The following is an 11,997-nucleotide window of genomic DNA, read 5'->3' as shown; positions in this document are numbered from 1 at the left end:
AAAAAACCCTGATTCTTTCGAAACAGGGTTTTAAAAAGAAAGGCGACGACATACTCTCCCACATAACTGCAGTACCATCTGCGCAGGCGGGCTTAACTACTCTGTTCGGGATGGGAAGAGGTGAGCCCCGCCGCAATAACCACCTTAAGGTCGTTTTTGCAATGGGTAACCAGATTAACTGATCAACATTACATAATATCTTAACATACTGAGATAAAGAAAAGTATTTTTATTTATTATTTTTAGAAAGTTTCTTCTCCCCGATTTGCATCGGGGAGAAAAGGGTGTACATAAGCTTACGGATTATTAGTACTACTCGACTATGACATTACTGCCTTTACATCTATAGCCTATCAACGTGGTCATCTTCCACGATCCTTAAAAGAAATCTCATCTTGTGGTGGGTTTCGCGCTTATATGCTTTCAGCGCTTATCCCTTCCAAACGTAGCTACTCTGCGGTGCCCCTGGCGGGACAACAGATACACTAGAGGTTTGTCCAATTCGGTCCTCTCGTACTAGAATCAGATCCACTCAAATTTCTAACGCCCACAGTAGATAGAGACCGAACTGTCTCACGACGTTCTGAACCCAGCTCGCGTGCCACTTTAATGGGCGAACAGCCCAACCCTTGGGACCTTCTCCAGCCCCAGGATGTGACGAGCCGACATCGAGGTGCCAAACCCCCCCGTCGATATGAGCTCTTGGGGGAGATCAGCCTGTTATCCCCGGCGTACCTTTTATCCTTTGAGCGATGGCCCTTCCATGCGGAACCACCGGATCACTATGCTCTACTTTCGTACCTGATCGACCTGTATGTCTCTCAGTCAAGCTCCCTTATGCCATTGCACTCTACGCACGGTTACCAAGCGTACTGAGGGAACCTTTAGAAGCCTCCGTTACTCTTTTGGAGGCGACCACCCCAGTCAAACTACCCACCAAGCAATGTCCCCCGATACTCGGGGTTAGGCCTCAGATAAACAAAGGGTTGTATTTCAACAATGACTCCACAACGCCTGGCGACGCCACTTCACAGTCTCCAACCTATCCTACACATCATTTATCCAAGGTCAATACTAAGCTATAGTAAAGGTGCACAGGGTCTTTTCGTCCCACTGCGGGTAAACGGCATCTTCACCGTTACTACAATTTCACCGAGCTCATGGCTGAGACAGTGTCCAGATCGTTACACCATTCGTGCAGGTCGGAACTTACCCGACAAGGAATTTCGCTACCTTAGGACCGTTATAGTTACGGCCGCCGTTTACTGGGGCTTCAATTCAATGCTTCTCCGAAGATAACATCTCCTCTTAACCTTCCAGCACCGGGCAGGTGTCAGGCCCTATACTTCATCTTACGATTTTGCAGAGCCCTGTGTTTTTGATAAACAGTCGCCTGGACCTCTTCACTGCGGCCCCCATTGCTGGGGGCGACCTTTCTCCCGAAGTTACAGGTCTATTTTGCCTAATTCCTTAGCCATGAATCTCTCGAGCACCTTAGGATTCTCTCCTCAACTACCTGTGTCGGTTTACGGTACTGGTACTAATTACCTGAAGTTTAGAGGTTTTTCTTGGAAGCCCTTAGGCGCACTATCTCTTTGTCCGAAGACTCCGAGTACTATCGTATTTCCCCAAGACGCGTGGATTTGCCTGCGCATCTTATAGGTAGGTACTTCAACGAACTATTCCGTCAGTTCGCGGCGCTTTCATCACTCCGTCACCCCATCACAGTAATTAGTAGTACGGGAATATTAACCCGTTAGCCATCGACTGTCCCTTTCGGGTTCGCCTTAGGACCAGACTAACCCACAGCTGATTAGCATAGCTGTGGAAACCTTAGTTTTTCGGTGTGCGGGTTTCTCGCCCGCATTATCGTTACTTATGCCTACATTTTCTTTTCTAACCAGTCCAGCATACCTTACGATACACCTTCAACCCTGTTAGAATGCTCCCCTACCACTTAGAGTAAACTCTAAATCCATAGCTTCGGTAATATACTTATGCCCGATTATTATCCATGCTCGTCCGCTCGACTAGTGAGCTGTTACGCACTCTTTAAATGAATGGCTGCTTCCAAGCCAACATCCTAGCTGTCTGGGCAGACAAACCTCGTTCTTTCAACTTAGTATATATTTGGGGACCTTAGCTGATGGTCTGGGTTCTTTCCCTCTCGGACTTGGACCTTAGCACCCAAGCCCTCACTGCTGTGAAACATTATATAGCATTCGGAGTTTGTCAGGAATTGGTAGGCGGTGAAGCCCCCGCATCCAATCAGTAGCTCTACCTCTATATAACTTTATGCACAGCGCTGCACCTAAATGCATTTCGGGGAGTACGAGCTATTTCCGAGTTTGATTGGCCTTTCACCCCTACCCACAGGTCATCCGAAGACTTTTCAACGTCAACCGGTTCGGTCCTCCACTGTGTGTTACCACAGCTTCAACCTGCCCATGGGTAGATCACACGGTTTCGCGTCTAACACTACTGACTAAAGCGCCCTATTCAGACTCGCTTTCGCTACGGATCCGTGGCTTAACCACTTAACCTTGCCAGCAACGTTAACTCGTAGGCTCATTATGCAAAAGGCACGCCGTCACCCCACGAAAGGGCTCCGACCGCTTGTAAGCGTATGGTTTCAGGATCTATTTCACTCCGTTATTCACGGTTCTTTTCACCTTTCCCTCACGGTACTGGTTCACTATCGGTCTCTCAGGAGTATTTAGCCTTAGCGGATGGTCCCGCCAAATTCAGACAGGGTTTCACGTGCCCCGCCCTACTCAGGATACCACTATCTATTATACTCGTTACCCATACGGGACTATCACCCTCTATGGTGTCACTTTCCAGTAACTTCCGGTTCCTTGTACATAAAATGTCGTGGTCCTACAACCCCAACATTGCCGTAACAACATTGGTTTGGGCTAATCCGCGTTCGCTCGCCACTACTTACGGAATCACTTTTGTTTTCTTCTCCTCCGCCTACTTAGATGTTTCAGTTCAGCGGGTTTGCCCACCTATCGGTGTACTATGTCTTCAACATAGTGGGTTGCCCCATTCAGGTATCTGCGGATCAATCGGTGTGTGCCCGTCCCCGCAGCTTTTCGCAGCTTATCACGCCTTTCATCGCCTCTGAGAGCCAAGGCATCCCCCATACGCCCTTATTTTGCTTATTGTACCAATCATAAAATCAATTATGACCGTTTTTTTTTGTCTTTTATTATTTGTATTACTACTATAACAAAAAACGCTTTCTACTTTTTATTATTTTCTTATCTCAATATGTCAATGAACTTTTATTTACTATATTTATAGTAAATCAGTGGAGAATAACGGAGTCGAACCGTTGACCTCCTGCGTGCAAGGCAGGCGCTCTAGCCAGCTGAGCTAATCCCCCATTTCTTAAATCTTAGATTATAGAATTCAGATTTTAGATTTCTAATTCTTCTCTAATTTCTTTGGTGAATTCCAACTTCCAGAATTTCCTTTTTTTAAGTTAAATAGTAGTCCCGGGCAGACTCGAACTGCCGACCCCTACATTATCAGTGTAGTACTCTAACCAGCTGAGCTACGAGACTCTGTTTTACTTAAAATTTATTATTTGAACTAACAGCAAGAGTAAAATAGCCTTAAAATTATAATCCCATAAAGCTTCTTCTTTTTTCCCCAGCGTGTGTTTCCACTAACACTCAGGGCTCTAGAAAGGAGGTGTTCCAGCCGCACCTTCCGGTACGGCTACCTTGTTACGACTTAGCCCTAGTTACCAGTTTTACCCTAGGCAGCTCCTTGCGGTCACCGACTTCAGGCACCCCCAGCTTCCATGGCTTGACGGGCGGTGTGTACAAGGCCCGGGAACGTATTCACCGGATCATGGCTGATATCCGATTACTAGCGATTCCAGCTTCACGGAGTCGAGTTGCAGACTCCGATCCGAACTGTGACCGGTTTTATAGATTCGCTCCTGGTCGCCCAGTGGCTGCTCTCTGTACCGGCCATTGTAGCACGTGTGTAGCCCAAGGCGTAAGGGCCGTGATGATTTGACGTCATCCCCACCTTCCTCACAGTTTGCACTGGCAGTCTTGTTAGAGTTCCCGACATGACTCGCTGGCAACTAACAACAGGGGTTGCGCTCGTTATAGGACTTAACCTGACACCTCACGGCACGAGCTGACGACAACCATGCAGCACCTTGTAAATTGTCTTGCGAAAGTTCTGTTTCCAAAACGGTCAATCTACATTTAAGCCTTGGTAAGGTTCCTCGCGTATCATCGAATTAAACCACATGCTCCACCGCTTGTGCGGGCCCCCGTCAATTCCTTTGAGTTTCATTCTTGCGAACGTACTCCCCAGGTGGGATACTTATCACTTTCGCTTAGCCACTGAGATTGCTCCCAACAGCTAGTATCCATCGTTTACGGCGTGGACTACCAGGGTATCTAATCCTGTTCGCTACCCACGCTTTCGTCCATCAGCGTCAATCCATTAGTAGTAACCTGCCTTCGCAATTGGTATTCCATGTAATCTCTAAGCATTTCACCGCTACACTACATATTCTAGTTACTTCCTAATAATTCAAGTTTAACAGTATCAATGGCCGTTCCACCGTTGAGCGATGGGCTTTCACCACTGACTTATTAAACCGCCTACGGACCCTTTAAACCCAATGATTCCGGATAACGCTTGGATCCTCCGTATTACCGCGGCTGCTGGCACGGAGTTAGCCGATCCTTATTCTTACGATACCGTCAAGCTGCTACACGTAGCAGTGTTTCTTCTCGTATAAAAGCAGTTTACAATCCATAGGACCGTCATCCTGCACGCGGCATGGCTGGATCAGGCTTGCGCCCATTGTCCAATATTCCTCACTGCTGCCTCCCGTAGGAGTCTGGTCCGTGTCTCAGTACCAGTGTGGGGGATCTCCCTCTCAGGACCCCTACCCATCGTAGCCTTGGTAAGCCGTTACCTTACCAACTAGCTAATGGGACGCATGCTCATCTTTTACCGTTGTGACTTTAATTATAAAATGATGCCATTTCATAATACTATGAGGTATTAATCCAAATTTCTCTGGGCTATCCCTCTGTAAAAGGTAGATTGCATACGCGTTACGCACCCGTGCGCCGGTCTCTACTTCCGAAGAAGCATACCCCTCGACTTGCATGTGTTAAGCCTGCCGCTAGCGTTCATCCTGAGCCAGGATCAAACTCTTCATCGTATATTGTTGATCTTAATTACTCAAGATCGTATTGTTATTCGAATCAGTCTCTATCGGTTCTTTTCAATCTCTCGATTATCTTACTCTTTATTCTTTTGTTTTAACATCTCTGTTAAAACGGCTGTCAATTCAATATGTCTACGAACGTGTTTCTTTTTTTTGTTTCGCTTGTGTTGCAAAGCGGGTGCAAAAGTAGGTACTTAATTTACATTTCCAAGCATTTTCTTTATATAATTTCAATATTTTTTCAAACTTTTTCCTAACACACTGATAACAAAAAAATTAGATTTCAATGATTTTTCCCTTTTAAAAGAATTTTCCTATAACAAATACTTTCATTCATTTTTAATATCTGAATAACGTATCATTTTTATTTGTCTCACTAGTTGATTCCGTATTTAGTGATGCCCTTTTTTAGAGATTTTGAGAGTTTATAGGTCTCGTAAAACTACAGATGTTTCATTTTTGGGATAATTGGAACGTTTTTATAAAGTTTTGGATCATTTTTGACAAGTGTATCTAAATTGAATAAATTAATTTTATCTAATCTCAGGTTTAATTTTATGGTATCTTTTATATCCTTGAATGTATTTATTACTTACTTAAACGTTTTTTGAATGAAACTGCGCTGAAAAGACAATAACATAGTAGTAAAAAAGAGTAGCCATTAGGATTTTTGAGTCTTTATAGTATTAAAAATTCTTTTATGTTAAGACTATATTCGATTTTATTGTTTTTTCTTTTAAGTCATGTAGTTAGTGCTCAAGATGATATTATTATTAAAGGAACTGTGATTGATATTAAAACGCAACTTCCTGTAGAAATTGCTACGATTTATTTTAATACGGTCGAAGATTCTATTATTGCACGTGCAACAACAGATAAAAATGGTTTTTTTAGCATAAGCACCACGAAATACGACAAACCGGTTTTTATGAAAATGGATTATCGCGGATATCAATTGTATTATGAAGAAGAAAAAGGGTTTCCGGCAAGTAAGGATTACGGGAAGTTATATTTTCTTGACAAGATAAATACTTTAAAGAATGTAATTGTAACGAACGGAACGGCGCCCATTGCAATCAAAAAAGATACACTGGAATTTAATGCTTCCTCTTATAAAGTGCGTCCAGATTCAAATGTCGAAACTTTATTGAAACAATTACCGGGTTTTGATATTGATAATAATGGAAAAGTTACTGTAAACGGAAAAGAAGTAAATCAATTTTTGGTAAATGGAAAAACTTTTTTTGATAAAGACGGGAATATTGCGATCAAAAATTTACCTGCAGATATTATAAAAAAGGTTCAGGTTTCTGATTTTAAAACTAAAAAAGAAGAATTGTCAAAACAGGAATCGACATCTGATTATTCGAGTGTGAACTTAACTATTGATGAAAAGAAAAATACGGGCTTCTTTGGGAAAATAGTTGGAGGCCTGGGTTCAGATGATCGATATGAAAGCAGTCTGATCCTAAATTATTTTAATAACAAACAAAAGATAAGCGTTTTAGCATCTTCTAATAACATTAATTCTACAGGTTTTTCTATGGATGATGTTTTTGGCGCTATGGGAGGCGGAAGAAATAACAATGGTAAAAATATTCTTTATGATCCGGAAAACAGTACCGGAATAACGCAATCTAACCTGATTGGAGTTAATTATTCTGATGAGTGGTTCAGGAATTTTGAAGCCGGAACAAATTATAATTTTATAAATACAACCAATAAAAACCAAAGAAAATCAAATCAAACCAATTTATTGCCTACTGGAAACATCCAAACCAGTTCAGAATCGAATACGAGAAATGAAAATACCGGGAATAAAGTTAATTTGGAATTAGATTATAAAATCAATCCAACTACCCAAATTTTCGTTTCTCCTGTATTCGATCAGTCCCGTTCTAATAATAAGTCTGATGCTTCGAGTTTTTCTCAGGATGAAAACGGGCAGTCTTTAAACAAAAGTAATTCAAAATCTTATACCGAAACTTCGGATATCAATTTTAGCAACAGCATCAATTTGAATAAAGTCTTTAGAAAATCCAGGAACCTTAGTGTCGTTTTTTCGCAGAATAATAGTAATAACGATCTCAAGTCCTTAAATCTTTCTGAAACGATTTTTTATCAGGACAGTAAACCCAATGACCAAAGAAACCAAAATACCAAAAACAACACTACAAACGATTCTTACTCCTTTGATTTTGAATATACGGAACCTATAACTGATTCTTTGAAAATAAGAATTGGGGCTAATTTTTCCTGGGCAAATGCAATAAACGACGAGAAAACTTTCAATTTTAATCCGGATACACAATCTTATTCTGATTTAAATTCAGCATTGACCAATTATACAACATCCAAACAAAATATAATTAGTCCTAAAGTAGGGATTACATGGGAAAAGAATAAGTTTATCCTAAACATGAATTCGGCAACTGCCATTACACATTACGACAATTATTCTTTGTATTTGGGTAAATCAACTACTTTAAATAAAAAATATCCTCTACCTAATGCAGATTTTCTAATTCGATATCGGTTTAGCAAAATGAAAGATCTTACTTTTAAATTTAATCATTCTAACATACTTCCTACTCCTGCCCAATTGTTGCCGGTTATGAATTTGAGTAATCCACTGAACACAATAATAGGAAACCCTGATTTAAATCCTATTGAAAAAAGCAGTGTTAATTTCAATTTTAGAAATTTTGATTTTCATAGACGTTCAGGATACAGTTTGTATACGCATACAGATTATTACAACAATGCTGTAATACCCATTTCAGTATATGATAGCAGCGGAAAAACAACAACAACTTTCACAAATATTTCAGGTATTTATACAAATTTTATTGGTGCAAACTGGTATCAATGCATAAAAAAGAACGCTCATGCCTTGATTTACAGTTTAGGGTTAGATGGCAGTTATTCTTTTAATAAAGGATATACAAATGGTGTTTTATATAATGCAAAATCTAAAGCAATAACGCCGAAGATTCACTTAGCATATGCTTACGGGGAATCTGTAATTATTTCTCCATCGTATAGTTTATCTTACTATGAAACTAATTATGAAAATTATTCAATAGCTGCAAGTTCAAATGTAATTCATAAAATAAATTTAGAAACCACAACCTATTGGCCCGAAAACTTGGTTTTTGGAAATGATTTTGGATACACTTACAATGCTGCTATTTCCAGTGATTTCAAAAAAGATTATTTCCTGTGGAATACGAGTTTGTCTTATGGGATCTTAAATAAAAAAATGTTTATAAAAGTTAAGGTTTATGATGTTTTCAACCAAAACCAAGGTGCTGTGAGGACAATTTCGCCTACATCAATACGCGATGAAGAGAATACAGTTCTAAAACGTTATGTCATGTTTTCATTATCCTATAAAATTGGAAGCTTTGCATCCGGCAAAAATGAATCTAAAGCAAATTAACGCTGACTTTTCATTTTCTACTTATTTCTGCTACCTTAATCAATATGTACTTATAATAACTTACCTCAGCCATTACTATTGCTTTTATCTCGAAACTGTTCAATCACTCATATTATATAAAAATTCTTATAAAATGGCATGTTTTTATAAACTTTTGCCCCATTTTTTAGAATCGATTTTGACGATCACGAAACTAAATTTGTAGTGTAATTATTAATTTTTCAATATAACACCTACTAATATGAGATTAATTAAAAAACCTAAGGAATTATTTATTGAAATTGTATGTCTGCTGTATATTTTCTTATTTATTTATGCAGCCATGAGCAAAGGACTTGATTTTGAAAACTTTAAAATTCAACTAGGACAATCCCCTTTATTAAGTGCCTTCGCAGATTGGGTTTCCTGGCTCGTACTGATTGTGGAATTTGCTATTGCAATATTGCTCATTTTCCGCAGAACGAGGATTATGGCTCTCTATGCAGGTTTTTGTTTAATGACCATGTTTACTGCTTATATCTACATTATATTGAATTATAGTTCATTTGTTCCGTGTTCATGTGGTGGTATATTAGAAAAAATGAATTGGAAACAGCATTTAGCATTCAATATTGCGTTTGTAATATTAGGCGGAGCAGCACTCTGGATCAATCACACCAAAAATAATTCAGAAAGAACTCAAAAAACCTCGCCGTATTATCTTCAGTTATTTGTAACTATCGTATTTAGCAGTACTGTTGTTATGCTTTTATTTCTGTACTCTGAAAAAATCATGCATTATGAAAATCCTTTTATAAGACGTTACCCTCAACATCCGGCACAATATAAAAAAGAGCTGGATTTAAAATACAACTCCTATTACTTTGCAGGCCAGTCTGCAGGCAGAATATATCTGGGAAATTATACGGCGCCATTGATGCTAAAATCAGTAGATAAGGATCTGGATAGTATTAAAATCGAAAAAATTATTTTTAATCCTGAGAAAAAGATTCCTTTTCAGAGTACTAAAATTTCAGTAAGAGGCTCTTATTTTTATTTAAAGGATGGTAAAGTGCCAACTGTTTTTAGAGGAAGCACAAGAGACTGGAAACTCGATCATGAGATACAAGGAGTTCCTTATTTTACACTGGCTCAGCCAATGGACAGCAGCAGTATGGCATTTAGATCTAATACAAAAAGTATGGCTAACATACTGGGAGTCTACAATGAAAATCAAAATCCACAGGTAAAATTTAAAAGTACACTTCTTCAAAAGCAACTAGATGGTTTTTTTGATACAGATGGTGTCCTTTTATACGACGAAGGGCTGCAAAAACAGATATACTTATACTTTTATCGCAACCAATATATCATTGCAGACAAAAATGGAGAATTAATTCATCGCGGTCGCACTATCGATACCATTTCGAAAGCAAAAATTAAAGTAGCTTATTTGAAAAAAGAAAAACAGAATGAACGAACAATGAAAGCACCGCCCCTTATTGTTAATGCAAATGCAGCCGTTTATGGGAACCTTCTTTTTGTAAACTCTAAGATAAAAGGAAAATTTGAAGATGACAAGCTTTGGGAACAAGCTTCTATAATTGATGTTTATGACATAAATAGACATGCTTATATAATGAGCCTGGCCATTTATAATATTGGAGATGATAAACTCAAAGATTTTTTAGTAACAGATGATAGTTTATATGCCTTAATTGGCAATCAGCTGGTAGTTTATAAGTTTAGGGACATTTTGAAAAAAGAAATAAAAAATGAAAGTTTTAATGTAAAAAAGCTAACATTTTAAAATATACAGGCCTGTATCAGGAAAAAGATCGAATACCTGTAGAAAAAAGTAGATCAAAGTTTATAATTTTAATTTTTAGTAATATGAAAACGTTATTTTTAAAAAAAGGAATGCCAATTGCCACAGCTATTTTGGCAATGGCAGGAGCTTTCGCAACTACATCAATGCAAAGCTCAGCGAGTGCTTTTCAACTAAAAACCGGATTTGTGCTAGAACCTAGTGGTGAATGTAATATTGCTGTGGCATGTAGCGATATTCCATCATCTCAAGTTTGTAGATTATCGTATCCTATTGGTGATCAAGCCTTCCAAAAAACTCCTATTACAGGAAATTGTAATACTGTATTATGGCGTCCATAATCATAATGGATTATCCAGGCTGCAATGCCGGTCTATAATCCGGAACGGCATTGTTGCTAATACAGTTTTACTTCATTTAATCGACCTGCTTTCAAATATCAGGATCTTTTATGTTTATCTTTTTGATTGACTTGAGTGGAATTTTTATCTAAGATAAAAATTCTCATGAGAACCAGCCTATACAAACCGAAGAGCCAGTCAAGGAAAACAAAATATTGTAATTAGAAAGCAGATCAACGTTTAATCAAAAAAATTAATTAATCTAAAATTTTAACATTATGAAAACCTTATTTTTCAAAAAAGGAATGCCGATTGCCACAGCTGTTTTGGCAATTGCCGGAGCTTTTGCAACTACTTCAATGCAAAGTTCATCAAGTGCTTTTCAACTAAAAACCGGATTCGTATTAGAACCTAGTGGTGAATGTAATATTGCTGTGGCATGTAGCGATATCCCATCATCTCAAGTTTGTAGATTATCGTATCCTATTGGTGATCAAGCCTTCCAAAAAACTCCTATTACAGGAAATTGTAATACTGTTTTGTATCGTCCATAATGACAATAAATTGGTAGATACTGCAATGCTGTTCCATAATCCGGAACGGCATTGTTGGCTAAATAAAGTTTTACTTCATTTAATCGACCTGCTTTCAAAAATACCAGCATTCTTTGTGTTTTATCCTTTTGATCGGCTTGAATAGGATTTTTATCTAAATTAAAAATTCGGATTAAAACCACTATAAAAACCTGAGAGCTTGTCAAGGAAAAACGGATGCCTGCAAATAGCAAGCAGATCAAATTTTAACAAAAAAATACTATCATGAAAACCTTATTTTTAAAAAAAGCAATACCCGTTGCCACAGCTGTGTTGGCAATGGCAGGAGCCTTTGCATCTAATTCAATGCAAAGTAAATCCAGTAATTTTATAATAAAAACCGGCTACGTATTAGAACCTAACGGAGAATGTAATATTGCTACTGTATGCAGTGATTATCCAAGTTCATATATATGTCGTTATGGTTTTGGCGGACCAATAGCTTTCGAGAAAAATTTTCTTGGAAATTGTATGTATACCTTGTGGCGCCTTTAATGCAACTTCTTCATATAAGAATATAAATCTTAATTAAAATCAGCATATAAACCTGAATGAGCTATCAATCAGGAAAAAATCGAATACCAATAACAAAACAGGTT

General features: G+C 38.5%; 5 protein-coding genes, 2 tRNA genes and 3 rRNA genes. 5 read left to right on the top strand and 5 right to left on the bottom strand.

All coding sequences use genetic code 11. The features are described 5' to 3' along the window. Window positions 1-37: 37 nt before the first annotated feature. From rrf to RC62_RS15285, 5 genes are all read right to left on the bottom strand, one after another. Window positions 38-147: ribosomal RNA gene (rrf, locus tag RC62_RS15305) — 5S ribosomal RNA — on the bottom strand. A gap of 139 nt (window positions 148-286) precedes the next feature. Continuing rightward, window positions 287-3,170: ribosomal RNA gene (locus RC62_RS15300) — 23S ribosomal RNA — on the bottom strand. Window positions 3,171-3,317: 147 nt separating this feature from the next. Continuing rightward, a tRNA-Ala gene (locus tag RC62_RS15295) sits at window positions 3,318-3,391 on the bottom strand. Between the two features lie 107 nt (window positions 3,392-3,498). After that, window positions 3,499-3,572 (bottom strand) — tRNA-Ile (locus tag RC62_RS15290). A gap of 123 nt (window positions 3,573-3,695) precedes the next feature. Next, window positions 3,696-5,209: ribosomal RNA gene (locus tag RC62_RS15285) — 16S ribosomal RNA — on the bottom strand. The 16S, 23S and 5S rRNA genes sit together here with 2 tRNA genes alongside, the layout of an rRNA operon. 706 nt (window positions 5,210-5,915) lie before the next feature. Here RC62_RS15285 and RC62_RS15280 point away from each other — a divergent pair. From RC62_RS15280 to RC62_RS15260, 5 genes are all read left to right on the top strand, one after another. Then, window positions 5,916-8,657: an outer membrane beta-barrel protein gene (locus RC62_RS15280; protein ID WP_055096689.1), complete on the top strand. Its 2,742-nt coding sequence runs from the start codon at window positions 5,916-5,918 to the stop codon at window positions 8,655-8,657. A gap of 241 nt (window positions 8,658-8,898) precedes the next feature. Continuing rightward, complete coding sequence (locus RC62_RS15275; protein ID WP_055096687.1) at window positions 8,899-10,446, top strand: DoxX family protein; 1,548 nt, start codon at window positions 8,899-8,901, stop codon at window positions 10,444-10,446. An 83-nt stretch (window positions 10,447-10,529) separates the two neighbouring features. Continuing rightward, window positions 10,530-10,805 carry a hypothetical protein gene (locus RC62_RS15270; RefSeq protein WP_055096685.1) on the top strand — a complete coding sequence of 92 codons (276 nt, stop codon included), beginning with the start codon at window positions 10,530-10,532 and terminating at the stop codon, window positions 10,803-10,805. 278 nt (window positions 10,806-11,083) lie between these two features. After that, the gene (locus tag RC62_RS15265; RefSeq protein WP_055096681.1) at window positions 11,084-11,359 is read left to right on the top strand and encodes a DUF6520 family protein; all 276 of its coding nucleotides are present in this window, start codon (window positions 11,084-11,086) and stop codon (window positions 11,357-11,359) included. 264 nt (window positions 11,360-11,623) lie between these two features. Next, on the top strand, window positions 11,624-11,893 hold the full coding sequence (locus RC62_RS15260) for a DUF6520 family protein (RefSeq protein WP_055096679.1): 270 nt from the start codon (window positions 11,624-11,626) through the stop codon (window positions 11,891-11,893). Window positions 11,894-11,997: the final 104 nt, after the last annotated feature.

Source organism: Flavobacterium aquidurense, assembly GCF_001404985.1.
Lineage (GTDB): Bacteria > Bacteroidota > Bacteroidia > Flavobacteriales > Flavobacteriaceae > Flavobacterium > Flavobacterium aquidurense_B.
This window is presented reverse-complemented; position numbering and strand designations above follow the sequence as displayed.